We start from the raw sequence: 26,900 nt of genomic DNA, 5'->3' as shown, positions 1-26,900 counted from the left end.
TAATCGGCACCGCAGGTAAAAAATTGTTCTCCATCGGTATGTAAAAAAACATGACCTATCTTATCGTCTTTTCTTCCTCCGACTGGCATGATGGATTTGGAAATGGGCCCGTTCCGGGTCTGTTGAACACGCTGAAGGGGATGTCTCCATGCCTCGAATATCCACCGGTCTGAATGACGCATTGACCAGGCTTCCTCTGGACAAGGGGTTGCGCAAAGCCGTCGATAATCAGCGTGATGCGATCTGCGCCATCGATATGAGCGAACGCGATCTGCTGTCACCCGAACGGGCCGGACCGGTCTCTATCATCGAGCGGCGCGCCATCGCAGTCTATGTGGCTGCGCTTCATCACGAACGCGAATTGGTCGACCGTTATCTCACCTTGCTGGCCAAAAGCGATGGGGCCGGTCCCGTGCTGGCCCATGTGATCGAGGCCGAAGCCCGCCGCGCCGCCGCGCATCATCCCGCCCCGCATCTGCCCGCCCCCACGAGCCGCGCCCTGATCGGCGAGCGGCTGGCGGTGGTCTTTGCCCATATCCAGGCCCTGCTGACGGACGATCGCCGGGGTCAGGCCCGCACCCTGGGATGGAGCGCCGATGCACTTGGCGTCGTATCGCGGATCATGACCCTGATCATCTTTCAGGTCCGCATGATCGCCGGCCTGCGACAATGCGCCATTGCCCGCCAGAATGTTGTTCCCCTTGCCCGGGAAGGATACAGTCATGATGTCTGACACCAGCATTCAGCAGGGCATCTTCCATGCCTCTGTTCATCCTCGTCAGGGGTTGTTCCGCCGGGCGCAGGGCCTGGACGAGGGCGAGCGGGCTTTGGTGGCATTGGTCGTCAGTCGCGAGGCGGGCCATATGGAGCTTGCGCACCATCATGCCCGGATGGCTACGACTGCACTGCGCGACCCGTTCGCCATCGCCCTTCTGTTGGAAGAGGGCCTGCCCTCGCCGTTGACGGGGCGTCTGGGCGCGTTGGCGACAGCGGCGGGTGCGCTGGCTCGCAAACAACCCTCGCTTGGCCGTTTCGAACTGAAGCGTCTCGTCTCGAACGGAGTGGATGCGGACGAGTTGGTCGATCTGGTCGCGACAGTGGCCGAGGTCAGCGGCAGTCTCCATGCCGCCGTATCAAGGCATGATGCATGACGGTGCCCAGAACGATGGGGCGCGAAGCGGTAAGGCCCGAAGCAATAAAACCGGGGACAGGGGGCATGCGCAGCCCAGGCTGTGGCCAGGTGACAGCGCTTTCGGGTCGGCACATGCCACGTCTGATCGCTGCACCGGGCTGCCTGACGGCGCAGCGCACCGGCTTGGCAATGGTGCTTTGCGGCCGCCCTGTCCGACCCGGCACAGGCACGCATACCGAATTGCGTTTGACCAGCCCCTTCCGGCAGGAACTTGTCATCCGCGAACCACTGGCCATTCTCGCCCTGCTGGATGAGCTTTGCCCCGGCGCGCTGTTTTCCAGCGATCCGGAGCAGCGTGCGCGGCAGCAGAAACTGATCGGTCATGCGGTCATCGCCGACGCTCATCTGGCCGAGGTGACAGGCGCCGCGAACCACCGCGATCTGGACATCGCCATCCATCTGTTGCGCGACACGATGCTGCGGATCGAGCGATGTTTCAGCGATCGCGGCCCGATGCCGGTGCTGGATGCACAAGACGCCGTAATCGCACCGCTGATCTGGCGCATGACGCTGCTGGACCGTTATCACCACACGCATCTTTGCCTGGGGCTGGACCGGATCGTGACTCATGCCGCCCAGATATCGCAATTGCCCGGCGCCGATCTTGTGCTTGATCAGGATGCTGCCGGTTACTTTCTGGACCAGCTTCCCACCGACGCACTCGTCGCCCTGCCCCGGGATAAGCGCCCGGATTGGGCCCCCGCACTGGGTCCGGCGGGACGAGTACAGAACCTCTCCATCAAACCAAGACGAAAGAATCCGATCCTGCCCCCCGTTAAAAGCACCAATGCCCTGTCGCAGCCCGGCACTCCGAATCCACATGACAGAGAACTGGACGCCATCGCCGAAAAACTGCGACTGCTCCGCATCACTTCGCAGCAACGCCGTTATCCCGGCCGGCCGACACCGCGCCTGCCCTCGCGTCCTGCGGTGATCCGTCTCATGTCGAATGTCGTCGGCGCGCTTTATCCGCGCCATTACGGCCCGGCCGGGCTGGATACGCAAGTCGCGGACACATTTGTCGCACAAACCCTGCGATCCATCCGCCAACGTCTGGCCGAGCAGTTGGAGCTTGAATGGCTGCTGCAACCCGATGCCGGACAATTGGCCTGCCGCCGGCGCGCCCATACCACCGCCGATGCGTTCATGGCCAGGCTCCCGCAGATCCGCGACCTGCACGATACCGACATCAATGCTGCCTTTCAGGGCGATCCCTCGGCCAGAAGCCTCGACGAAATCGTGCTGTGCTTTCCCGGCATCGCCGCGATCCTGCGCCATCGGATCGCCCACAGCCTCTATGGGCTGGGTGCGCCGATGCTGGCGCGGATCATGGCCGAACATTCCCATTCGCAATCCGGCATCGACATTCATCCCGGCGCGAAGATCGGCCCGGCTTGCTTCATCGACCACGGCACTGGCGTGGTGATCGGGGAAACCGCCGTGATCGGCCGCAATGTGCGGATCTATCAGCAAGTCACACTTGGGGCGAAACGTTTCGAAAGCGATGGCGATGGCGGGCTGGTGAAGGGTCTGCCCCGCCATCCGCTGGTCGGCGACGATGTCGTCATCTATGCCGGCGCAACGATCCTTGGCCGGATCGAGATCGGCAAGGGCGCGCTCATCGGCGGTGGCGTCTGGCTGACCGATTCAGTCCCGCCGGGCGCCATTGTCACTCAGGCCAAGCCCAGCTTGAACGGCACCGCGCCTTGAGGCAAAACAGCCGAGCGACCGCGGAAGGACCGACCCCGACACGCCACCCTTCCGTCACTTCAATCACTGACCGGGAATCCGCCATGCTGGACAATCTGCTGAAACGCCGCTCGCAATATGCGCTGGGGGAAAGCCTGCCGATCCCGAAGAAGGAAACCGACCGCCTGATCCGCGAGGCCATCCGCCAGGCGCCGTCATCCTTCAACTCGCAAAGCTCGCGGGCGGTGATCCTGTTCGGCGAGGAAAGCCGGAAATTCTGGCATCTGGTGGAAGAAGCTTTGCGCATTATCGTCCCCGAGGCGGATTTCCCCAAGACACAAAAACGCATCGGCGGCTTCGCGGCGGGCGCAGGCACCGTCCTGTTCTTCGAGGATCAATCCGTGGTCGGAGAATTACAGGAAAAATTCCCGCTTTATGCCGAGAACTTCCCGATCTGGTCAGAACATTCGACAGGCATGGCCCAGCTTGCCGTCTGGACCACGCTTGCTGATGTCGGAATCGGCGCCAGCCTTCAGCATTACAACCCGCTGGTCGATGACAAGGTCGCCGCGACATGGGATCTGCCCGAATCGTGGAAACTGAGGGCGCAACTGCCCTTCGGCTCGAACGAGGCGCAGGTTGCGGAAAAAACCTTCATCGACGACTCGTACCGTTTCCGGACCTTCGGATAGGAACCGCCGCAATCTGCCATCGTGAACGGGAACCGGACCGGGATATTTTTAAGCCCCGGTTATCCGCCAGATGACGTTACCGACATCGTCAGCCATCAGCAAAGACGCCTTGTCCGGACCAATGGCAACGCCGACAGGGCGACCGTAGGAGAATTTCTCGTCTTCTGACAGAAAGCCCCACAGGATATCTTGCGGCGGCCCCGCTGGCCGTCCGTTCTCGAAGGGCACGAAGATCAGCCGGTATCCACTCAGGACCGAGCGGTTCCACGATCCATGCTGCCCGATCACCATACCCTCGGAGAAGCCGGGCAGCGTGCCCGCAGGCATCCAGCACAACCCCAATGACGCTGTATGGCCGCCAAGGGCATAATCCGGCGTGACCGCCCGCGACACCATCTGCGGATCCTGTGCAACGCGATCGTCCACGGTCCGGCCCCAATAGCAATAGGGCCAGCCGTAAAAGCCATCCTCCTTGACCGATGTCAGATAATCCGGTGGCGTTTCATCGCCCAGCCCGTCGCGCTCGTTCACCACTGTCCACAGGGCCCCGGTGACAGGCTCCCACGCCATGCCGACGGGATTGCGCAGGCCCGAGGCGAAGATACGCGCCGCTCCGCTGGCAAGATCGAGTTCCCAGATCCCCGCGCGCCCCTCTTCGGCCTGCATGCCCTGATCGCCGATATTGCTAAGCGATCCGACGCCGGCATAAAGCTTGCTCTGGTCAGGCGAGACGATCAGGCTGCGGGTCCAGTGACCGCCCGGCTTGAACTCCACCAGCTTGCGGCCGGGGCCTTTCAACCGCGTCTCTCCCTCTTCATATGGAAAGGCAACGATGCCGTCCGTATTCCCGACATAGAAAGTACCGTCCACCAAGGCCATGCCGAAGGGCTGATTCTGGCCTTCCAGAAAAGCCTCGCGCCGTTCCGCCACACCGTCGCCATCCGCGTCACGCCACAGGCTGATCCGATTGGCACTGACGCCGATCGCGCGGGCGCGCCGCATCGTGGCCTGCGTGGCCCGGTCCATCAGCGTCTTGGGAGGGTTGGGCTGCTCTTTCGCTTCGGCCACCAGCACATCGCCGTTCGGCAGCACCTCGATCCAGCGCGGATGATCCAAACCGGAAGCGAAAGCGTTGACCTTCAGCCCCGGGGCCGCCATGGGAAGCTGCCCGGACGCCCAGCCTTTCGCGGTAGGCATCTTCAGGGTCATGATCCCTTGTTTCCTTGCCGACGGGATTACCGGCTTGGTGCCCACTGCCTGCGTCCGGGGCGCACCAACCCGCCGCAGCATTACCATTACGCCACCAACTACGGCGGTCACTCGCGCCATAAGATCCATGATATGCCCCGATCTGTTTCTGCCGGCAGTCTACCCGGGCAGATGCTGCCGTCAAACCATCGGCAAAAGGGCTATTTCCGCAGCTATGCGGCTACCGGAATGCCGCCCGCGCCTGAACGATGCCCAGCCAGAAACGGAGGCCATGAATGATCGCCTCGTCGTTGAAATCATAGGCGGCATTGTGCAGATCGGCGCTATCGCCGTTACCGATCCAGACAAACGCGCCGGGACAACGCTCCAGCATGTAAGAGAAATCCTCGGAGCCCATTTCCGGCGGGCAACTGTCGTCGACACGCTCATCCGGCGCAATGGCCCGCACGGCGTCCAGCGCCGCATGTGCGATATCGGGATCATTGATCGTCACAGGATAGCCGGGACGCCAGTCAAGTTCGGCATCAACGCCGAATGCCGCCGCCGTACCGGACAGGATCTCGCGCAACCGGGCCTCGGCCTGTCTGCGCGTTTCGGGGCGCAGGCTGCGCATGGTGCCGCCAATGCGGATTTCGCCCGGTATGACATTCAGTGCGTCGGGGTTTCCCGCCTCAAGATAGGTGACGGACAGTACGACCGAATCCAGAGGATCGGTGTTGCGGGACGCAATCATCTGCAAGGCCGAGACCAGATGGGCCTGCGCAAGGATCGCATCCCGGGCCAGATGGGGCGATGCGGCATGACCTCCGCGCCCCTGAAGACGGATCACGAAACGATCACCCGCAGCAAGGATCGGTCCCGGCCGGGACGCGAAATACCCGACCGGCAGCCCCGGACGATTGTGCAGCGCATAGACCTCATCGATTGCGAAACGGTCCAGAAGCCCCTCGTCTATCATCACGCGGGCACCGCCTCCGCCCTCTTCGGCAGGCTGAAAGATCAGAACAACGCGGCCGGGAAAATCGCGATGACGGCTTAGATGACAGGCCGCTGCCAGCAGCATCGCCGTATGGCCGTCATGGCCGCAGGCATGCATCCGGCCCTCCACCGCCGAGGCATAAGGCAGATTGGTGCGCTCCTGGATCGGCAGCGCATCCATATCCGCGCGCAGGGCGATGCTGCGCCCGGCGCCGCCCATACCGTTGATGATCGCCACAATGCCCGATCCGGCGATACCGCGATGCACCTCGTCACAGCCGAATTCGCCCAGCTTGTCCGCGACGAAAGACGCCGTCTGCGGCAGATCGAACAGCAATTCAGGCTGCCGATGGATGGCACGCCGCCATTCGCGGGCCTTTTTGGCGATGGAGTCGAGTTCCGGGTGGTTCAGGTCAGGCATCAGCGTCTCATTTTCAGGCGGTCTAGGATTGCCGGAAAGGCGATTTGTCGGGATCGGGATCCGGCATCGCTGCCAGCAACATCCGGGTATAATCGCTTCGAGGCCGGTCGAAGATTTCGGCCACCGGACCCTGTTCGACCAGCTTTCCGCGATAGATGACCGCCACGTCGTCGCAAATGTAGCGAATGACGCCCAAATCATGGCTGATGAAGAAATAGGTCAGGCCCAGTTCTTGTTGCAGGCGATGCAGCAGATTCAGAACATCGGCCTGAACCGAGACATCCAGCGCCGAAGTAGGCTCGTCCAGAATCAGGAAATCCGGGCGCGATGCAAGGGCGCGGGCAATGCCGATACGCTGCCGCTGCCCGCCCGAGAATTCATGCGGGTAACGGAACAGATGCTCGGACCGCAGACCGACCTGCTCCAGCAGTTCAAGCACCCGCTCGCTGCGCTGGCGGGCCGAAAGCCGGAACAGATCGCGATGAATCAGCAGCGGTTCGGCGACGATATCATGGATCGTCATACGCGGATTCAACGAAGCATAGGGATCCTGGAACACGATCTGAAGCCGCGCCCGCAACCGCCGCAAATCGCGCTGGGCCAGCCCATGGATATCGGTTCCCTCGTAAAGCACTCTGCCCCGGGTCAGATTTTCCAGCCGCAGGATGCAGCGCGTCAGTGTGGTCTTACCGGATCCGGATTCGCCTACCAGACCAAAGCTGCTGCCCTTTGGCACATGCAGGCTGACATCGTCCAATGCGCGGAATCCCTCGTCCCGAGACAGAATTCCTCCACGGGCCGGGCCGAAGATCTTGGTCACATTCAGGATATCAAGGCTCATCAACCCGCCTCCGCCATGATATCGCCGATGCCGCGCAACTCACCCCGTTTCGTATGAACCGTGGGAATCGCCGCAAGCAAGGCCCGGGTATATGCATGGGACGGTTGCTTCAGAACCGTCCGCACCGGGCCGGTTTCAAGGATACGGCCACGATACATCACCGCGACATGGCTGCAAAGCTGCGCAACCACGCCCAGATTATGCGTGATCATCAGCACACCGATATCTCTTTCAAGCACAAGCTGATGGATCAGCCTCAGGATCTGCGCCTGAACCGAAACATCCAGTGCAGTCGTCGGCTCATCGGCGATCAGCAGATCCGGCTTGCCGATCATCGCCATGGCGATCAGCATCCGCTGTCGCATCCCACCCGAGAACTGGTGCGGATAGGCATCGATACGCTCGGCCGGATCGGAAATGCCAACCTTGCCCAGCATCTCGATCGCCACCTGGCGGGCAGCGCGGCGGCGCTCGCGCCGGGAGGCGTTGCCACTCAGACCGAGCACGGATGGATCATGTTCCGCCGCATGAAGCGCCACATCGACAAGCTGCGTGCCGATGCGGAAAGCCGGATTAAGATTGGTCGTGGGATCCTGAAAGATCATGCCGATCTTGCGACCGCGCAGCTTGCGCATCTCGCGTTCGGTGGCGTTCAGGACATCGGTGCCCTCGAACCGGATCGCCCCCGCAAGGTAGCGGCCCGTCGCCGCCGGAATCAGACGCGAGATGGATAAGCCGGTCAGGGATTTTCCACTGCCGGTTTCACCCACCATCCCCCAGATCTCGCCCCGCTCGATCTTCAGGTCGATACCATGCAGGATCTGCGTTTCGCCTTCATAGCTGCGCATGGCCAGATTCAGATTGGTGATCTCGAGCAGACTCATCCGGCTTACCTCCGCGCCTTGGGATCAAGGACATCGCGCAACCCGTCGCCCAGAAGATTGAAGGCAAGCACCGCCAGAAAGATCGCGAAGCCCGGAAACAACGCCGTCCACCAATAGTCGGGCATATAGCCGCGCGCCGTCGAAAGCAGCGTTCCCCATTCCGGCACCGGCGCCCGCACGCCGATTCCCACGAAACCAAGCGAGGCAACGGTCAGGATCGCGAAACCCATATCCAGCGAGGCCTTCACCACCACCGGCGAGATGATATTGGGCAGGATGTGGCGGCCAAGGATCCGGCCCGGGCCTGCACCAAGCGCGCGGGCCGCGGTGATGAACTGTTCTTCCTTCTTCACCAGAACCTCGCCCCGGATCAGCCGCGCATAGGCGGGCCACCAGGTGATCGAGATGGCGATGATCATGTTCAGAATGCCGGTGCCAAGCGCCGCCGCGACCGCCATTGCCAGGATCAGGCTTGGAATTGTCAGCAGCAGATCGGTCAGCCGCATCAATGTTTCGTCGATCCAGCCGCCGAAATAGCCTGCGACGGCGCCGACCAGCCCGCCGACGGCTATCGCGATGATAACGACCGCAAGGCCCGAGAATAACGAAACCTGCGATCCGACCAGAACCAGAGAGAACATGTCCTGACCCAATGCATTGGTACCAAACCAATGTTCCGCGCTTGGGGGCATGAAGCGGGCGGCGGTATCGGTCGCGCCGGCCACATGTTCGGGATAAGGCACGATCAATGGCGCAACCAGCGCGATCACGATCAGGACCGCAACGATAGCCAGCCCGATGACCGACAACCAGCTTTGTCGGAAGCGATAGAAGGCGCGCGACCAGTTTTCCAGCCGGGCCGAGGTGTCACGCTTGGGCAGGGAGGTCTGTATCATGGTCATGAGCTGCGGACTTTCGGGTTGAACACGCCGTAAAGCAGATCGACGATCAGCATCGACAGCAGGTAAATGATGGCGATGACCAGCGTCACGCCGATCACCGGCATGAAGTCCTGACTAAGGATCGCCTGCGTGGCGTAAAGGCCAAGCCCCGGCCAGTCGAATACCGTCTCGACCAGCACCGTTCCGCCCAGAAGCCAGGAAACATAAAGGCCGATGACCGTCAGCGTCGAGGTCATCGCGTTTTTCAGCACATATTTGAACAGGATCAGCCGGCTGGACAAGCCAAGCGCCCGCTCGGTCATGACATAATCCTGCTGCAGGACCTCGATGGTCGAGGCACGCATCATCCGGATGATCGTGGCCAATGGCGACAGCGACATCGCAAGCGCGGGAAGAGCCAGATGGGCCAGCGAGACGCGCAGCGCATACCAATCACCGGTCAGCAGTGAATCGATGGTGTAGAAGCCGGTAATCTCTTCCGGGGGAAGGTCGATCAGGGGGAAGCGCCCCGAAAGCGGCAAAATGTCCAGCCATGTGACGAAGCAAAGCTGCAACAACAGCCCCAGGAAGAAACGCGGCATCGCGATACCGCCCAGCGACACGGTGCGGGTGACGTAATCCAGAACGCCATTGCGCCAGACCGCCGCCGCCAGCCCCAGGGGAATGCCCAGCACGATCGCAATCAGCATGGCGGCGGCGACCAGTTCCAGCGTTGCCGGCAGAAAGGTGACGATATCCTCGAAAACCGGGCGACGGGTGAAGATCGACACGCCCCAGTCGCCCTGAACCAGCCCGGTCAGATAATCCCAGTATTGAAGCGGGATCGGCTTATCGAGGCCGAATTCTCTTTGAACGCTTGCCAGAACCTCCGGAGTGGCGTTCGGGCCTGCGGCAAGCGCCGCGGGATCGCCGGGCAACAGCCGGGCGATGGCAAAAACGATCACCGAAAGGCCCAGAAGCATCGGGACAAGAAGCAGCAAGCGGCGGATGACGTATCGGATCATGGGCGGTCCTGCGGTTTGCGGGCGGGGGACCGCGACCCCCGCCATGGTTCAGTCAGTCGGCATTCAGGTCAGCGACAGCGGCAACAGCTCGATGGAATTGGCCGCGACCGGGGCGAAGACATAGCCTTCGACATCGTCGCGTAGCGCCAGTTTACGCTTTTCCAGCACGCCGAAAATATCCGGCGCATCCTCGACCAGCAGTGCCTGAAGCTCTGCATAGATCTCGGCGCGGCGGGTCTGATCGATCTCGACCCTCGCAGCTTCGATCAGCTTGTCGGCTTCGGGATTGCTGTAGACAGGATTCTGCCACTGGCCATTGCGCGACGAATGATAGGCCGCGAAGGCGATATTGTCCGGATCGGCGTAATTGGCCGACTGGAAGATGCAATAGAAATCGGGCATCGTATCCGCCGACTGCGCCGAGGCGGTGATATCGGGCCAGGTGGCGGGCTGGATTTCCAGCCCGATATTCAGACTTTTCAACGCCTCCAGCAGCAGCAGGCACCAGCGGCGCTGGTTTTCGTAACCCGTCGCATGCATCACGTTAAGGGTGAATCCCCCATCCGCATATTCGGATTTGGCCAGATATTCCTTGGCCTTCTCCATATCCTGACGGTAGACCTGCAAATCGGGATCATGGCCGAAGATGCCGGTGGGCAGCGGACCGATCATCAACTCGGCCGGGCCTGCGGAATCCAGCATTCCCTGATAATTATAGGCATAGGAAATCGCCTTGCGCAGATTGGCATCCGCCAATGGACCCTTTGCGGTGTTCATCTTGATCGAGAATGTCCGGTATTCCGGCTCCACCACCCGGACGACACCGGGCATATCGGCCAGCGCTTCCATGTCCTCGGCGTAAAGCTCCAGCGCGATATGGGCCTCGCCACGCTGCAGCATCATCCGCTCGGTCGAGGCTTCGCGGACGATCTTCCAGATCGCACCTTCCAGATTGCCTCCGTCCTTGTGCCAGTCATCTTCGACCCGCAGGAATTCATAGAGATTTCCGGGCGCCACACGTCCCATGCGGAACGGGCCGGATCCGGCGGTGTTCTGCAACAGATAGGCTTGCCCGTCATCGTCGCCCAGATTGGCTTCGACCTCGGCCGGATTGACGATGAACATCCACGGCAGCACCTGCATGAACGGCGCAAAAGCCGCCTTCAGGTCGAAAGAGACCGTGCCTTCATCCTTTGCCGTGACGCTGCCGCTTTCCAGAACGCCTTCGATCATCCAGGAAACCCCGCGTTGCAGGCGCATGATCCGCTCGAAGGAATAAACCACGGCATCGGCAGTGACCGGGGTTCCGTCCTGAAAGCGGGCCTCTGGGTTCAGAGTGAATTCATAATGCAGCTGATCGTCTGATACGCTCCATTCGCTGGCCAGCCCCGGCACGACCTCTGGCGGGTTTCCGACGACGCGGACCAGCGCATCATAGGTATTCCGGAACAGCATCTGCGGCGCATAGCCGGTGGCGACATGCGGGTCGAAATTAGGAATATCGACACTGCTGGCCATGATCAGCACCTTGCGGCCACGCGCCAGCGCCTCGAATGAGGACGAGGCCAATGCCGCGGCACTGATGGTCGTCCCGATGAAAGCCCGTCTGCTGAGATTCATGTCATATTTCCCTGTCGGTATCCGTTTGAAGAAATGCGCCCCGGTATCGGCTGGGACACGGCAGTGATCATCCCGCAGTTTCCGTTTTCACCGGTGCATCCCCGCTTCGGGACAGGCCGTAGATCCGGCCCGCCGCATCCGTACTGATATAACCCTGACGCAGATCCTCGGCCACGCGCAATGGATCGCGGTCCCGGGGATCGCCATAGCCGGAACCACCGGCAAGTTGCAGTTCGATTACCGTATCGGCATCCTCCAGATCGACGATCTGCCCGGTGCCGCAATCGCCGGTCTGCACGCCATCCGTCAGCCGCAGCATCCGCCCATGGGCCGTAAGACCCGAGGCCCCGCCGAAGAGTCCCTCGACAGGCATGTCCACCCCCTCAGGTGAAACGATGGCGCGGATCGGCTGCCCGTCGGCATTGCGCCGCGAAACCCGGACCCGGACCGAAAGCCCGCCACGGAATTCTCCTGCCCCGCCGCTGTCGGTCATCAGGGTCTTTTCCCAGACCACGATCGGCGAGCGGCTTTCCAGCATCTCGATCGAGGATGTCGCCGCCGATGTCGGCCAGAGCAGCGAGGATTTCCCATCGCGCCCGGCAGACGCCCCCTGACCGCCGCCCAGAAGCAACAGCTCATAGAACAGCGCGCCCTCGTCCGATTTTCCGTAGAAGCTGAGAAGACTGGGCAGGCCCGAGAAGCTTTGCACCATTTCGGGGGCAGCATCGGCCATGGCGCGGAAGATATTCGGGGCCAGATACCAGCCGGTACGGGTGCGCAGCGATACCGGAGCCGGCTTGTCGCAATTAAGGATCGATCCCTTGGGCGCCTTGACGGTGAACGGGCGGTAGCAACCCGCATTGCCGCGCACATTCGGCGTCAGCATGCATTTGAGCGGATAGGTCGCATGCGCCGTGGTGTAACTGAGGGTGCAATTGATCCCGCCCCGCGCTGTCTGGGGCGGTGCGCCCTCGAAATCCAGTTCGATTTCCTCGCCCGCGACCGTGACCTTCAACGGGAAGGTCATCCGCGAGCCCATCGGGTTATTCGAGATTTCCGAATGGTACACGCCATCTTTCAACCTGCCGATCGCCTGCCGGATCGCCTTTTCGGACAGCGATTGCACGACAAGCGCGAAGGCTTGCAGATCATGCATTCCGTATTCGTCCATGAAAGCCTGCATCCGCGCCGCGCCCGTCGCGTTGGCCGCGATGAACGAGCGGACATCGCCCAGAACCTGCTCGCTGTCGCGAATATTCTCACCCATCAGGCGGAACAGATCCTCGTTCTCGGTGCCGCCATTGACCAGCTTCATCGCCGGAATTTGCAGGCCTTCCTCGTAAAGCTCCGAAACGCTCAACCCATCGCGTGAGCCGCCGATATCGCCGACATGCCCCACAGTTCCCATCAACGCGACAACCCGCCCCCGATGGAAGACCGGGGTCACGATCGCAAGATCGAACAGATGACCCGCGCAAAGCCATGGATCGTTGGTGATATAGACATCGCCCGGCGTCATCGCCTCGACCGGATAGCGTTTGAGGATCGCTTTCACCGCCATCGGCAAGGTCAGATTGAAAACCGGCATCACCCGCGCGGAATGGGCCAGCGTTTCGCCGTTCGGATCAAGGATGGCGCAGCCGAAATCCTGCGATTCAGAAATGATCAGCGAAAAGGCTGTACGGCAGACCGTCGACCACATCTCTTCGGCGACATTGACCAGTCGGCTCCACATCACCTCAAGCGCGATGGGATCGGACTGGATGCGCGACACCGCCTGGTCAAGGCTCATCGTTTCATCGACCACGGTCGCGCCTTTGGCGGCTGCGGCAATAGCGATATGCAGATTGCCGACCTCATCGACGCTGACATTGTCTCCGGGCGGCACGATGGTCGTCGCCTCATGCTCTTCGATGATCGCGGGGCCCTGGATTTTCTGGCCGGGCACCAGCGCGTAGCGGTCATAGATCCCGGCTTCCAGCCACTCGCCCGAGAAATAGCTGCGGCGGCTTCCCTTGCGGCCATCGCCGCCATTCCCGCCCGCGACCCCGGCCTGCCGGACGGTCAGTTGCGGCGCGGGTCCGCTGGTGCGGCAGCGGAAAGACAGGATTTCCAGACGCGCCTCGTTCGGCACGCTCGTATAGCGGGCAGCGTAGACGCGCTCGAACGCCTCGCGGATCGCGACATAGGAGCCGGATGCAAGCTCCCCCGCCGGAAGCGGCACGGTGATTTCGTGCAACTGCCCCACAAGCCGCATGTCGGCCATACGCTCGACAATGATCTGATCGTCCGCAACCCCTGCCTGCCGCAGTTGTGCGCGACCGTCCTGCGCCAGATCATCGCAAATCGCGGTGATTTCGCCCATATCCATCTGCGGCGACAGCGCCACACGATGCGACCGGACAAAATCGAACGACAGCGGCGCGGTCAGAAAGCCGAAGGCCGAAGCCGCCCCGCTTGCCGGTGGGATGATGACCTCGGACACGCCCAGGATCCGCGCGACACGGGCAGCAAAGGCCGGGCCTGCGCCACCGAAGCCGATCATGGAATAGGAGCGGGGATCCTTGCCCTTTTCGATCAGATGGATGCGCGCGGCATTGGCCATGCTTTCCGCGACGACCTGATGCACCCCCCAGGCCGCCTCTGCCGCCGAAATGCCCAAAGGCTTCGCGATTCCGTCCAATGCCCGCTCGGCGGCTTGCAGATCCAGCTTCATCCGTCCGCCAAGGAAGAAATCGGGATCGTAATAGCCCAGAGCGACACTGGCATCGGTGACGGTCGGTTTTTCGCCGCCGCGCCCATAACAGGCCGGTCCCGGTTCCGACCCGGCGGAATGCGGGCCAACCTGCATCAGCCCGACCGCATCGATCGACGCGATCGAACCGCCACCCGCGCCGATCTCGATCATGTCGACGACCGGAGCCTTTATCGGCAGTCCTGATCCGTTCTTGAAACGATGTTCCCTGCCCGCTTCAAGATAAGAGGCAATATCGGCCCTGCCGTTCTCGATCAGGCAGGCTTTCGCGGTCGTTCCTCCCATATCGAACGAGATCACATTGTCATGGCCCGCATTATGCCCGAACCACGCGGTCGCCAGCGCCCCCCCGGCGGGGCCGGATTCCAGCAGCCGGATCGGAAAAGCCCGCGCCGCATCCAGCGAAACCAATCCGCCAGCCGAATGCATCAGGCGGAAATCGCCGTCGAAGCCAAGCTTCCGCAACTCAGTCTCGAAGCGACACAGATAGCGATCCATCAGCGGCTGGACATAAGCATTGGCGCAGGTGGTGGCGAAGCGTTGATATTCCGAGATCTCGGCGACGACTTCGGACGAAATCGAGATCGACAGATCCGGAAATTCGCGGGCGATCAGATCCCGTGCCCGCCGTTCATGATCAGGGTTCGCATAGGAATGCATGAAACAGATCGCGACCGCTTCGACACCCTGTCGCACCAACGCGCTTGCCGCAGCAATCACGGCGGCTTCATCCAATGGCAGAATTTCCCGGCCAGCCGCATCGATCCGTTCGGACACTTCCAGCCGTCTGGCGCGCTCCACCAGTGCCGGCGGGAAAGACAATGCGAGATCATAAATATCGTAGCGCTGTTCGGTTCCGATCTCCAGAATGTCCCGGAACCCTTTGGTCGTGATCATCCCGACGCTCGCGCCCTTGCGCTCGATGACGGCATTCGTGACCAATGTCGTGCCATGCACGATCTCAGCCAGATCCGCAACCGAGATCGAAGCCGACTCAATCAGTTCCGACAGTCCTTTCAACGCCCCCTGCGACGGATCATGCGCCGTGGTCAGATGCTTGTGCAAACGGATCGCGGCCTGCGCCTCATCGAACAGGATGAAATCCGTGAAAGTGCCGCCGATATCGATACCTGCGCGTAATCTGCGGGTGTGAGTCATATATCCGTTCGCTCCCGATGTCCTGTCACGACGCAATGTCGAGACCTGTTTGCGGGACGCCTTCGCATTCCTTGCACAAGAAAAGATGGGCCGTCCCGCGCCCGGCGATGGGCGTATTTACGGGGCCGACTGTAATAATACCGAAAAGCTCATGTCCAGATTTTGTTTCACAATTGACACTTAGTTTCAATAATGGAACAATATATGCATAAATTTTAAGCAATCACTTCTCGTCGCGAAGAAAGGAAACCCATGGGCGCGCTTGATGATGCAATTGAAATATTTAAGATTTTTTCCCCCGAAGAGCCCGCGATCGGACAGGCCGAACTTGCGCGGCGTCTTGGCCGCCCGAAAGCCACCGTACATCGTGCTTTGCGTGCTTTGCGGGAATCGGGACTTCTGGAATATGATTCGCAGGCGCGGCTCTATTCGCCCGGAATGCGGCTGTTCGAACTGGGGCAGATCTTCAAAAGCCAGAACCCGTTCCTTGATCTGCTGCACAAGCGGGTAAAGCATATTTGCGATTCCGGCGGGCATACCGGGTATATCACCGTATTCGACGGCCCCGATCTGATGGTGCTGCGCATGCTGCGCGGCTCGAGTCCCCTGGCGATCGCCACGGCTCCGGGTTACAAAACGGCGGCTCATACGACCTCGAACGGCCGCGCGATGCTGGCGCTTCTGGAAGACGCGGAATGGCAGAAGCGCGTGCCCGAACCCTTGCCATTCGTTTCCGCGAACGCGCCCCGAGACCATGCCGAATTGCAGGAACGGATCGGACGTATCCGCGCAACGGGGCGCTCATCAGCGATGAACGAGGCTTTTGAAGGCGTCGCTTCGCAGGGGATCGCAATGCGCGACCCCGACACGTCAGAGATTTACGGCATCGCGATTTCCTATCCGGCCAGTCTGGCGACGACCGATCTGCAGGAAAAGATTGCCCTGATGCTGGATCAATTGCGCAATGAGGTGGGGTCCGCCGAACAAAGCTGAGATGATCATTTCCCGATCTCGCATTGTCTTGCCGGTTCTTCCGAAGCGGCAGGACGCACTGGTACCTTGCTGAAACAGGCCGGATTGTCGGCGGCGATGGCCGATGCGGCACGACGCCAGACGCGCTGCATCGCGGATAGCGAAATCAAAAGCCCTGTCGCGCGGCTGATTACCGGCCGCCCAAACACCGGCACCACGAGGTCAGCCCGGGGCATTTTGTGCAACTGGCAACGGGATAATGATCGAACCGCCCGCTTGTTGCCGATGGCAGCCGGCCCGGAACCGGGCCATGTTCCGCACCATTCCGATCAGGTGGTTTACAGTGTTTCTCGGAAACGCTCCACCGTCGCCTCGATCACCTGACCGGCCTTCGAGCGGCTAGGCGTATAGACATGGTATATATGATCCGCGCCTTCGATCACCAGCGCCTTCTTGTCGGTGCCTGCCGCCGCCTCCATCATCGGCGTGGCATATTGCCGGTAAAAATCATCCTCGCCATTGATCATCATGAACGGTCCCGGATAGGCGGCCAGAGCTTCAAGCAGATCATGGGCGAAAAGACTGTCGAAGAAATCCCTCTTCAGGGCCATGGTGCGCCACCCCAGATCAAGGCCCACGACCCCCTCTTCGGCCGCGCGGTCAAAGGCTTTCTGTCCCAGACTGTCCAGCATGTCGGCGACATAGTCACCCACCGGCGACCATACCACCACCGATTTGATCGTCTCGGGTCTTGCCGCCGCCAGTTCGATCGCCGCGCCGCCGCCGAAGGAAAAACCCACAGCGCCGATCCGTTCGGGATCCACGCCCTTGGCCGACATAAGCGCCTCGAGACCGATCAGTGCGTCCTCGTTCTGCCGGTCAAGCGTGAATGCGCCGGTATCGCCGCTTGATTTGCCAAAGCCGCGAAAATCGAACCTGAGCGAGGCTATGCCCTTCTCGGCCAGAATCTCTGCGCTATCGACATAGATATTGCCGATTTCGTGGCGGTCCGCGCCAAGGCCATGCAACAAAAGCACTGCCGGAAAAGGCCCTTCCCCTTCAGGCATGCTAAGCGTGGCGGCAATACCCCGATCCAGCGTCAGATCCGCTTCCCCGGCCAAAGAAGATGATGCGAAGCAAAGGGCGATGACGAGCAGAACGAAACGGCACATGATCCAGAACCTTTTCATGCAATGCGGCAACGTTGCCTGTTTACCGGCCTGGGGATCAAGTACGGCATTGGTGTGACGCGGAAGATCAATCGGCCGGTGATCTCCCGTATTGCCTCCGGGTGACCGCGCGACGATCGAAACCGGCGAGATCGTGACCGATAGCGGCCACATCAGTAAGGACGACACCGCGGCGAGTGACCGCATTTATCCTGTTGCTTCCGACGATTGCCTGACGATCAGTTTGGGCAGCTCGGCCGTGACCATGCGGCTGTTGCCGTCGATGCGGTCAAGCAACAGATGAACCGCTTCCTCTGCGATGGTCGGCAGATACAGATCGACGGCGGTCAGCGGAGGCTGGGACAGCTTGGCTCGCAACCCGTCATAGCGGGTCACGATGCGCAACTGGCCGGGCACCGTCCTGCCCAGTTCCCGCGCCGCGCGCACCGCGCCGCTGGCGAAAGCGTCGATGGCGGCGAATATGCCGTCAATTGCCGGATTCGCATGCAGCAGACGCAGCGTTTCGCGATAGGCGATCTCTTCGCCCTCGTCTTCGTTCAGACGGATCATCGGAGACAGCCACTGGTGGCTTGCAACGAACTCGTCATAAGCCGCCTCGCTTTCGATCTGGCTGGTCCGGGACGTCGAACCGATCAGCGCTGCGATCTGGCGGCAGCCCTGCTCTGCGAGATGCGTCAACAGCAACTGCGCCGTTTCGCGCGAGCGAATGTCGACGGCCGGTATGTCGGGACGCCCCGGTACCGTCCCGATAGAGACGATCGGCGTCTTGCGCTGCTCGAAATGGGCCACCAGTGGATCGTCGCGCATCGGTTCGACCAGAATCACCCCGTCGAAACCCGCGGAACCATAGCTTTGTGCCGATGGGTGCGGCGGGATCAGGCACAGCGCAAGGTCGCGCGTCAAAGCCGACATTGCCGCAGAGGCGGCGATCTCCATCAGGAATCCAAGCCGCGACGGGCCCGCGGCCACCGCGAAGGGCATTGACGATGCCAATGCGATCGTCCCCGTCCGCCCGCTACGCAGTGCCCGTGCCATACTACTGGGATGATAACCGATCTGATCCGCAAGCGTCTGAATCCGCTTGCGGGTTTCCGGATCAACATGACGGCGGCCGCTGAACGCATGCGACACGGTGGTCACCGATACCCCGGCCGCCTTCGCAAGATCCGAAATGGTCGGTTTGCCCAATATACCCTCATTCATTTGTTTCCCCCTGCTACGCTAGCAGCATCGCCCACAAACGCAACAAAACGATTTGCACGAATCGTAAATCATGCTATCGCTCCCATTAGGCAAAACGATTTGCATAGAAGCAAACACGCAATCAGCAACAGGGAAAGCTTATGATCTCCAAATCAAAAAACCTTGCCCCGCCCGATCCCGTCGATGAGATTCTGCCGGTCAGGGATCTGATCCTTTACGGCTTTCAGCATGTGCTGGTCATGGCCGCGTCGCCGATTACCGCGGTCTTTCTGGTGGCCCAGACGCTGGGCTTCGATCCGGCGCTGACCGTATCGATCATCAGCGCGACATTCCTTGTCTGCGGGCTCGGCTCGATTTTGCAAAGCTTCGGGCCTGCGGGCTTCGGTGCGCGCCTTCCCTTCATCATGGTTCCGGGCGGCGCCCCGATCGCGATCTTTCTGGCCATCGCCAGCCAGACCGATGTGCAAACCGCCGTTGGAGCCGTGCTGATGACCGGAGTGTTCTATTTCGCCGCGCTGCCGGTCTTTCGCCGCCTGCTGCGCTTCTTCCCGCCGATCGTGGTCGGCACCATGCTGCTGCTGGTCGCGGTGAATCTGGTCAAGATATATGGCGGCACGATCACCGGCAGACCGGGCAGCGACGGATTCGCCGATCCGGTGAATGTCGGGCTGGCGCTGGCGACCATCGCGCTGACGGTCATCTTCTCCCGCGTGTTCACCGGCACATTACAGCGCATTTCAGTAATGCTGGGACTGATCGCCGGAACATTGCTGGCGGCGGCGCTTGGCAGGCTGGACATGTCCGGCGTGATGCAGGGATCGTTCATCGCGGTGCCGCATCTGTTTCCGTTCGGGGTGCCGAAATTCGACATCATCGCCTCACTGCCGCTGATCGTCTTCTCGATCATCTCGATGGCCGAGGCGACCGGCCAGACCATCGCCACGGCAGAGATCGTGGACCGCAAGGGTGACGCGCATGCCATCGTGCCGCGCACCATTCGCGGCGATGCGGTGGCCTCGGTCGTGGGCGGCATGTTCGGCACATCATTGATCATCACCTCGGGCGAGAATGTGGGCATCGTCCGCGCAACCGGAATCCGGTCGCGCTATGTGACCGCGATGGCGGGGGTGATCCTTGTCGTCATCGCATTGATCGCGCCGGTGTCACGGATGGCCAGCGTTCTTCCCGGCCCGGTCGTCGGAGGCACCGCCATCATCGTATTCTCTATCATCGGCGTAATCGGCATCCACGTCCTCAGCCGCGTCGATCTGCGCGAGCACGGCGCGATGTTCACGCTGGCATCGGGGCTTGCCATGGGGCTGATGCCGATCCTGGTCCCGGACGTCTACAGCCAGTTTCCGCAATGGTCGCAAATGATCCTTGGCAACGGGCTTGCAATGGGCACGATCACGGCAGCGGTGGTCAATGCCCTGTTTCAGTTCAACACACCAAAACCTGCCGATACCAAGGAACATGCCTGATGACCGACCTGCGCCAAAGCTTCGCCTCGACCGACAACCTGATCGTTGCTCCGGGCCGCCTGCTGATCGAGGACGGCCCCCGACCCGGAATGGCGGTGCTGCTGCGCAAAGGACGCTTTGCCGAGATCGCCGAGGCAGCGGAACTGAAGGCCCGCCATCCCGAACTGAAAGCAGTGGCGTTGCCCGATCATCTGATGATGCCGGGTTTCATCGATACGCATACCCATCTGACGCAATCGCTGGGCAAGTCGCTGGTCTTCGGCGAGCCGTCCGAGATCTTCCGCCGTATCTGGGTGCCGCTGGAAGGCAGTCTTGACGAGCATATGGTCTATCTTTCATCGAAACTGGCGGCGCTGGAATGCCTGCGCGGCGGTTTCACCAGCGCCGTCGATGCCGGAACCCGGTCAGCGGGTCATCTCGGCAAACTCGTCGATGCCGCGCGCGAGGCCGGGTTGCGACTGGTCGTGGCCCGGATCTGCAACGATCTGGGAGGCGCGGCCGTCGTGCCTGATCCGGCCCAGATCCTGCGCATGGCCGAGGCGCATCTGGCGGCTTATCACGACGATCCGCTGGTTCATCCATCGCTGGCCATCTCGATCCCCGAGGCAGCCAGCGACGGGATGCTGCACGACATCTCGGCCATGGCGGCAGCGGCGGGCGTCACCTTTCAGACCCATGTGAACGAACATCTCGTGGCGGTCGAGCGGTCTCTGGTCGCCAATGGCCGCCGCCCGCTGGAGCATCTGGCGCATATCGGCGCGCTTGGTCCGCAGACGCTGATCGCGCATTCGACGCTGATCACGCCGTCCGAACTGAACCTGCTGCGCGACACCGGCACCGCCGTGGCCTATAACCCGGTTGCCTCGGTCTGGAAGGGCAATGCGGTCGCCCCCGCGCTGCAGATGCAGGCGCTTGGCATTCGTTTCGGGCTGGGAACCGATGGCACCAGGGCCGATGGCTTCAGGCTGATGGACGCAGCCGAGGCGTTGCAGCGCGCGGCCTATGGTCTTGCCTCGGGTGACAGCTCCTGTGGCGGCGGCTGGTTGTGGCTTGATGCAGCAACACGGATGGCGGCGGATGCAAGCGGGCTTGCCGCCGTGACGGGCCGCATCGCCGAAGGGCTGGCCGCCGATTTTCTGCTGGTCGATCTGGACCGGCCCGAATTCACGCCCTCGCATGATCTGAGCTGGGAACTGGTGCGCTACGGAAACCGCGACCAGATCGATGCGGTTTTCACCAATGGCCGGTTACGGATGGTGCGGGGCTGGCCGGTAGACTGGGACGCCCGTGCCCTGATGGAAGAGATCCGCGAACTTGCCACCTCGGCCATTGCCGCCGCACCGATCCAGCGCATCCACCCCACTGCCGACAGCCTGATCGCGGCGAGGCCGGCATGAGCTTTTTCGCATTTGTCGGATTGTCGCTGCTGGTCGGCGTCTCTGCCTTTGTCCAGGGCGCGGTCGGCATCGGTTTCGCACTGATCATGGCACCCGTCTTCGGTTTCGTCGACGCCAGCTATCTGCCGGTCACGCTGCTGATCCTGATGCTGCCGCTGAACTTCCTTGTCGCCTGGAGAGAACGGGGCGCGATCGATAGGCGCGGCACAGGCTGGATCACCTTTGGCCGGTTCTTCGGAACCTTCCTTGGGATGGCGGTTCTGATTGCCCTGTCGGTGCGGCAACTTGAGATTGCGGTGGGCCTGCTGACCATTCTTGCCGCGGTCGCGGCGCTTTTTGCGCCGCCCTTCACGCCAAGCCCTCCGGCCTCTCTGGGTGTGGGGCTGTTCACCGGCGTCACCGAAACGGCGACCGGCATCGGCGGCCCGCCCCTTGCATTACTTTACCAGCACGCGCCGGGCCCGGTCCTGCGGTCGACCGTGGCGGCCTGCTTTCTGATCGGCGAGGTGATCTCGCTGGTCATCCTGATGATCGTGGGACGGATCGGACAGGATCAGGTTCTGGCAGCGCTGTACCTGATCCCGGCGGTCCTGATCGGCAGCGCGCTTTCCCGAAGCGTTCATGCGCATATCAACGGCCCGGCATTGCGGCTGGCGGTGCTGATCTTCTCGATCGTGAGCGGCGCCGCACTGATCCTGAAAGGCTGAAGGCGACAGCAGTTTTCACCCGTTCAAAAGGTTGACGCCGTTCCACGACCGAAACCGCGCATTCTGTCCTCCATACCTCGCATAAAAATCTCTGGACATATGTGTCCACAATAATTACCGTCGACGACAGGGGCCAGATCGGGAGCGCAGCATGAAGTCGGAATATCGTGTCGTGGTGATCGGAGGCGGCGTCGTCGGAGCCTCTGTCCTGTATCATCTGGCCAAGTTCGGCTGGACCGATATCTGTCTGGTAGAACGATCCGTCCTGACCGCGGGATCCAGCTGGCATGCCGCCGGCGGCTTTCACGCCCTGAACGCCGATCCGAACATCGCGGGCCTGCAATCCTATACCATCAACCTGCTCTCCGAGATCGAGAAGGAAAGCGGCCAGTCGGTCGGCATGCACATGACCGGCGGAATGACACTTGCAGGAACGCCGGACCGATGGGAATGGCTGCAATCGGCTTACCGGGTGTTCCAGTCGATCGGCATCGATGATGTGCATCTGATCACGCCGGAAGAGGTCGGCAAACGATGTCCGGTTATCTCGACCCATGGCATCCTTGGCGGCATGTTCGCCGAGCGAGAGGGCTATGTCGACACTACCGGCACAGTGCATGCCTATGCCGGGGCCGCGAAGAAGCGGGGCGCCGAAATCATCGAGCACAACCGGGTGCTGGAGCTTGTCCAGACCGCCGAGGGCTGGGACGTGGTCACCGAGAAAGGCACGATCCGCTGCGAACATGTGGTCAATGCCGCCGGCCTCTGGGCCAAGCAGGTCGGGCGCATGGCCGGGATCGAACTGCCGGTCAGCCCGCTGGCGCATCACTATCTGCTGACCGAAACCATCCCCGAGATCGCCGCACTGGAAAAAGAGATGCCGCTGGTCGTGGATCTCGAGGGCTTCACCTATATGCGGCAGGATCAGAAAGGGATGCTGCTGGGGATCTACGAGATCGATCATCAGCACTGGATGATGGATGGCGCGCCCTGGAATTACGGCATCGAGCTTCTGCAGGAAGATCCCGACCGGATCGAGAACGAACTCCGGCTTGGCTTCGAACGCTATCCGGTCCTGCAGAAGGCCGGTGTGCGCAACTGGGTCAATGGCGCGTTCACTTTCTCGCCCGACGGCAACCCGCTGGTCGGGCCGGTGCGCGGCAAGCGCGGCTACTGGTGCGCCTGTGCCGTCATGGCCGGTTTCCTGCAAGGCGGCGGCGTGGGCAAGAGCCTCGCGGAATGGATGATCCACGGAGAGCCCGAGGCGGATGTCTTCGGCATGGACGTGGCGCGCTATGGCGATTTTGCCGCGAACAAGCGCTATATCAAGGAAACGACCGGCCAGTTTTACTCCCGCCGCTTCATCATGACCTACCCGAACGAGCAACTGCCGGCCGGGCGGCCGCTGAAAATGCCGGGAGCCTATTCCGACATGACCGCGGCAGGCGCCCGCTGGGGCGCAAGCTATGGGCTGGAGCTGCCGCTCTATTTCGCCCCCGCGCCGGAGTTCAAGGAAAAGCCGACGCTCAGGCGCTCCAACGCCTTCCCCATCGTGGCGCAGGAATGCAAGGCGGTGCGCGAGGCGGTGGGCCTGCTCGACATCTCGGTTTTTTCCCGCTTCGAGGTGACGGGTCCCAAGGCCGAAAACTGGCTGAACCGGGTGATGGCATCGGAATTGCCCGAAGCCGGGCGCGCAAGGCTTGCGCCAATGCTCAGCAAGACGGGCAAGCTAAAGGGCGATCTGACCGTGTTCAACTGGGGGACGGGAACCTGGTGGATCATGGGATCCTACTATTTGCGCGAATGGCATATGCGATGGTTCGAGGATCAGATATCCGATGGCGTCACGGTCAGGGATATCTCGGACGCGACGACCGGCTTTGCGCTTGCGGGACCGAACAGCCGAAAGGTTCTGGAACAGCTGACGGATGGTCCGATCGCCGATCTGCCCTTCATGGGCTGTGGCGGTTTCGATATCGGGCTGATCCGGGCGCGGGTCGGACGGCTGTCGGTTTCGGGCGAACTGGGATACGAAATCCACTGCGCCGCCGCAGAACATGCCGTCTTGCGCCGGAGCTTGCTGGATGCAGGGGCAAAGCTGGGCCTGCGGGAGGTAGGCTACAATGCGATGTTGTCATTGCGTCTAGAGAAATCCTTCGGGATCTGGTCGGCCGAGTTCACGCAGGGCTATACCCCGGCGCAGACCGGGCTGGACCGATGGATCGACTGGAAGAAGCGCGATTTCATCGGCCGCGACGCCGCATTGAAAGAACGTGACAGCGGGGGACCCGCACAGCAGATCGTCACTCTGGAAATCGAGGCGGACAATGCCGATGCCAGTGGCTACGAGCCCGTCTGGAAGGATGGCAGGCGCGTTGGCTTCATCACCTCGGGCGGATACGGACACACCCTTGGCAAATCGCTGGCCATGGCCCTTCTCGATCGTGACTGCACGGCCGAGGGCACCCGGCTTGCCACCCATATCGTAGGGGCCGAGCGCCCCGCCAGGGTGATCGCCCCTTCGCCCTACGATCCCGAAGGGAAAGCGATGCGCGGCGCATGACGGGGCGGCGTCGGGCTTCCGGGCAATCCGGCCCCGTCACTTCACGGTTTCAGTCACATCGGCCGGTCTGGTAAGGCGGAAGCGCAACGCAATCGGAAATGGATGTTTACATGGTCGGCACGGAATTGAAGCGGAACAGGGATGCTGACGACAGCGGCAAGGCCACCCTGCCCGGGAATGTAAAGGTGACCAAGGAGGATTGGCTAAACCTGGCAATGGACCTTCTGGTCAGTCATGGCGTCTCCGAAGTCAAGGTACAGGTGATCGGCAACCGCCTTGGCGTTTCCCGCTCCAGCTTCTACTGGTATTTCAAGAGCCGCGAAGACCTGCTCAACCAACTCCTCGCGAAATGGGAGCAGACGAATACCGGCGTGTTGATCCGTTACAGCGAGCTGAAAGCCGCGACGATCACCGAGGCGGTCACCAATTTCTTCCGCTCTATCGTCGCACCGGGAGGCTTCGACCACCAGCTGGATTTCGCCGTGAGGGAATGGGCCCGCCGTGACAAGGCGGTCCGGCAGGTGATCGACCGCAGCGACGCCGCGCGCCACGAAGCGCTCATGCGGATGTATGAACGCTTCGGCTATCCGTCCGCAGAGGCCGATATCCGCGCCCGCGTCCTTTATTACCAGCAGATCGGCTATTACGCGCTCGAACTGTCCGAAACACTGGAAGAGCGGCTCGCACGCGTCGAAGGCTATCTGTATTGCTTCACGGGCGTCCGGCCCTCCCGCAATGAGGTCGAGGCATTTTTCGAATTTGCCCGAAATCCGGGACGAACATGAAACGATATTCCGCCCTCTCCCTCTTCACCGAAGGGCTGCGCGGGCATCGCGGCTGGACTCCTGCATGGCGCAAGGCCACGCCGCAGCCGGGCTATGACGCGGTCATCGTGGGCGGCGGCGGCCATGGGCTTGCGACCGCATATTACCTGGCGAAAAACCACGGTGTCTCGCGCGTGGCCGTGCTTGAGAAAGGCTGGATCGGTGGCGGCAATACCGGCCGCAATACCACGGCCATCCGTTCGAACTATTTCTACCCTGAAAGCGTCGCGCTCTATGATCTGGCACTGCGTCTCTACGAGGGGCTCTCGCAGGCACTGAATTACAACATCATGCTTAGCCAGCGGGGCATGCTGATCGCCGCACATACCCCCACGCAGATGGAGATCTGCGCAAGGATCGCCAATGCCATGCAACTGAACGGGGTCGACGGCGAGTTGGTCGGAGCCGAAGAGGCTTTGCGAAGGGTGCCGCTGCTCAACCGGGCCGCGGATGCCCGTTACAATTGCATGGGCGGCGTGTGGCAGGAGCGTGCCGGCATCGCCCGGCATGACGCCGTCGCCTGGGGCTATGCCCGCGCCGCCAGCGCCTTGGGGGTGGACATCATCGAGAACTGCACCGTCACGGATCTGCTGATCGAGTCGGGAAAGATCACCGGCGTTGAAACCGACAAGGGCAGCATCCGCGCCGGGCGGGTGGGCCTTGCCGCCGCGGGCGCGACACCGGGTCTGGCGTCCATGGCCGGGATCCGGTTGCCGATCCACACTTACGCATTGCAGGCTTTCGTATCCGAACCCGTGAAACCGATGCTGGACACCGTGCTGCTTTATCTGGGAACGGGAACCTATGTCTCGCAATCCGACAAGGGGGAACTGGTCTTCGGCGGGGGCCTCGACCGCGTGCCGACCCACGGCCAAAGAGGCAATCTGCCTGCACAGGAAGCGGTGGTTTCGGGTCTTCTGGAGATGTTTCCGGCCTTCGCTCAGTTAAAGCTGCTGAGGCAATGGGCCGGGGTCGTCGATGTAACGCCCGACAGCTCGCCGGTGATCGGCCCCGCCGGGCCCGAGGGGCTTTTTCTCAATTGCGGCTGGGGAACCGGCGGCTTCAAGGCGATCCCCGCCGGCGGCTGGCTGCTGGCTCATCTGCTTGCGACCGGCGGGCATCACGAGATCAGCCGCCCCTTCGACCTCGACCGCTTTGCCCGTGGCCGCCTGATCGACGAGGCGGCAGGTTCGGGCATTGCCCATTGACGGAAGAACC

The 26,900-nt window shown here is 61.7% G+C and carries 21 protein-coding genes; 11 read left to right on the top strand and 10 right to left on the bottom strand.

What is annotated here, in order from left to right; genetic code table 11:
- The first annotated feature begins 148 nt into the window (after positions 1-148).
- The 4 genes from Q0601_RS12475 (at position 149) to Q0601_RS12460 (ending at position 3,573) form a co-directional block, all read left to right on the top strand.
- Positions 149-733 (top strand): carboxymuconolactone decarboxylase family protein, encoded by a 585-nt coding sequence (locus tag Q0601_RS12475; protein WP_305290164.1) that lies wholly within the window; start codon positions 149-151, stop codon positions 731-733.
- Positions 723-1,151 carry a carboxymuconolactone decarboxylase family protein gene (locus Q0601_RS12470; protein WP_305290163.1) on the top strand — a complete coding sequence of 143 codons (429 nt, stop codon included), beginning with the start codon at positions 723-725 and terminating at the stop codon, positions 1,149-1,151. The genes Q0601_RS12475 and Q0601_RS12470 overlap by 11 nt, the downstream gene beginning before the upstream one ends.
- 113 nt (positions 1,152-1,264) lie before the next feature.
- Entirely contained in the window at positions 1,265-2,902 is a 1,638-nt protein-coding gene (locus Q0601_RS12465; protein ID WP_305290162.1) for a serine O-acetyltransferase, read from the top strand.
- A gap of 83 nt (positions 2,903-2,985) precedes the next feature.
- A complete protein-coding gene (locus Q0601_RS12460; protein WP_305290161.1) occupies positions 2,986-3,573 on the top strand; it encodes a nitroreductase family protein in 588 nt (195 codons plus the stop codon).
- 48 nt (positions 3,574-3,621) lie between these two features.
- Here Q0601_RS12460 and Q0601_RS12455 read toward each other — a convergent pair whose 3' ends face one another.
- The 8 genes from Q0601_RS12455 to Q0601_RS12420 all read right to left on the bottom strand — a co-directional run bounded on the left by Q0601_RS12455 (position 3,622) and on the right by Q0601_RS12420 (position 15,345).
- Positions 3,622-4,911, bottom strand: a complete 1,290-nt coding sequence (locus Q0601_RS12455) for a PQQ-dependent sugar dehydrogenase (RefSeq protein WP_305290160.1) — start codon at positions 4,909-4,911, stop codon at positions 3,622-3,624.
- 91 nt (positions 4,912-5,002) lie between these two features.
- A complete protein-coding gene (locus Q0601_RS12450) occupies positions 5,003-6,181 on the bottom strand; it encodes a M20 aminoacylase family protein (protein WP_305290159.1) in 1,179 nt (392 codons plus the stop codon).
- Positions 6,182-6,203: 22 nt separating this feature from the next.
- Complete coding sequence (locus tag Q0601_RS12445; protein WP_305290158.1) at positions 6,204-7,022, bottom strand: ATP-binding cassette domain-containing protein; 819 nt, start codon at positions 7,020-7,022, stop codon at positions 6,204-6,206.
- The gene (locus tag Q0601_RS12440) at positions 7,022-7,906 is read right to left on the bottom strand and encodes an ABC transporter ATP-binding protein (RefSeq protein WP_305290156.1); all 885 of its coding nucleotides are present in this window, start codon (positions 7,904-7,906) and stop codon (positions 7,022-7,024) included. The genes Q0601_RS12445 and Q0601_RS12440 overlap by 1 nt, the downstream gene beginning before the upstream one ends.
- Positions 7,907-7,911: 5 nt before the next feature.
- A complete protein-coding gene (locus Q0601_RS12435) occupies positions 7,912-8,808 on the bottom strand; it encodes an ABC transporter permease (protein WP_305290154.1) in 897 nt (298 codons plus the stop codon).
- A complete protein-coding gene (locus Q0601_RS12430; RefSeq protein ID WP_305290153.1) occupies positions 8,805-9,812 on the bottom strand; it encodes an ABC transporter permease in 1,008 nt (335 codons plus the stop codon). Before Q0601_RS12430 ends, Q0601_RS12435 begins: the two co-directional genes overlap by 4 nt.
- 63 nt (positions 9,813-9,875) lie before the next feature.
- A complete protein-coding gene (locus Q0601_RS12425; RefSeq protein WP_305290151.1) occupies positions 9,876-11,432 on the bottom strand; it encodes an ABC transporter substrate-binding protein in 1,557 nt (518 codons plus the stop codon).
- 67 nt (positions 11,433-11,499) lie between these two features.
- Positions 11,500-15,345 (bottom strand): hydantoinase B/oxoprolinase family protein, encoded by a 3,846-nt coding sequence (locus Q0601_RS12420; RefSeq protein ID WP_305290150.1) that lies wholly within the window; start codon positions 15,343-15,345, stop codon positions 11,500-11,502.
- A gap of 252 nt (positions 15,346-15,597) precedes the next feature.
- Here Q0601_RS12420 and Q0601_RS12415 point away from each other — a divergent pair, with 252 nt between their 5' ends.
- Complete coding sequence (locus Q0601_RS12415) at positions 15,598-16,338, top strand: IclR family transcriptional regulator (RefSeq protein WP_305290149.1); 741 nt, start codon at positions 15,598-15,600, stop codon at positions 16,336-16,338.
- Between the two features lie 317 nt (positions 16,339-16,655).
- Here the strand turns inward: Q0601_RS12415 and Q0601_RS12410 are convergent, their stop codons facing one another.
- Both Q0601_RS12410 and Q0601_RS12405 read right to left on the bottom strand, forming a co-directional pair.
- On the bottom strand, positions 16,656-17,693 hold the full coding sequence (locus tag Q0601_RS12410; protein WP_305290148.1) for an alpha/beta hydrolase family protein: 1,038 nt from the start codon (positions 17,691-17,693) through the stop codon (positions 16,656-16,658).
- Positions 17,694-18,710, bottom strand: coding sequence for a substrate-binding domain-containing protein (locus tag Q0601_RS12405; RefSeq protein WP_305290147.1), 1,017 nt, complete (start codon positions 18,708-18,710; stop codon positions 17,694-17,696).
- A gap of 140 nt (positions 18,711-18,850) precedes the next feature.
- Here Q0601_RS12405 and Q0601_RS12400 point away from each other — a divergent pair, with 140 nt between their 5' ends.
- The 6 genes from Q0601_RS12400 (at position 18,851) to Q0601_RS12375 (ending at position 26,890) form a co-directional block, all read left to right on the top strand.
- The gene (locus Q0601_RS12400) at positions 18,851-20,191 is read left to right on the top strand and encodes a uracil-xanthine permease family protein (protein ID WP_305290146.1); all 1,341 of its coding nucleotides are present in this window, start codon (positions 18,851-18,853) and stop codon (positions 20,189-20,191) included.
- A complete protein-coding gene (locus tag Q0601_RS12395) occupies positions 20,191-21,588 on the top strand; it encodes an amidohydrolase family protein (RefSeq protein ID WP_305290145.1) in 1,398 nt (465 codons plus the stop codon). Before Q0601_RS12400 ends, Q0601_RS12395 begins: the two co-directional genes overlap by 1 nt.
- Complete coding sequence (locus tag Q0601_RS12390) at positions 21,585-22,295, top strand: sulfite exporter TauE/SafE family protein (protein WP_305290143.1); 711 nt, start codon at positions 21,585-21,587, stop codon at positions 22,293-22,295. The genes Q0601_RS12395 and Q0601_RS12390 overlap by 4 nt, the downstream gene beginning before the upstream one ends.
- Positions 22,296-22,446: 151 nt before the next feature.
- Positions 22,447-24,858 carry a GcvT family protein gene (locus Q0601_RS12385; protein ID WP_305290142.1) on the top strand — a complete coding sequence of 804 codons (2,412 nt, stop codon included), beginning with the start codon at positions 22,447-22,449 and terminating at the stop codon, positions 24,856-24,858.
- A gap of 110 nt (positions 24,859-24,968) precedes the next feature.
- Positions 24,969-25,643: a TetR/AcrR family transcriptional regulator gene (locus Q0601_RS12380; protein WP_305290141.1), complete on the top strand. Its 675-nt coding sequence runs from the start codon at positions 24,969-24,971 to the stop codon at positions 25,641-25,643.
- Positions 25,640-26,890 (top strand): sarcosine oxidase subunit beta family protein, encoded by a 1,251-nt coding sequence (locus tag Q0601_RS12375; protein WP_305290140.1) that lies wholly within the window; start codon positions 25,640-25,642, stop codon positions 26,888-26,890. The genes Q0601_RS12380 and Q0601_RS12375 overlap by 4 nt, the downstream gene beginning before the upstream one ends.
- Positions 26,891-26,900: the final 10 nt, after the last annotated feature.

It is taken from the genome of Paracoccus wurundjeri (genome assembly GCF_030678915.1).
Lineage (GTDB): Bacteria > Pseudomonadota > Alphaproteobacteria > Rhodobacterales > Rhodobacteraceae > Paracoccus > Paracoccus onubensis_A.
This window is presented reverse-complemented; position numbering and strand designations above follow the sequence as displayed.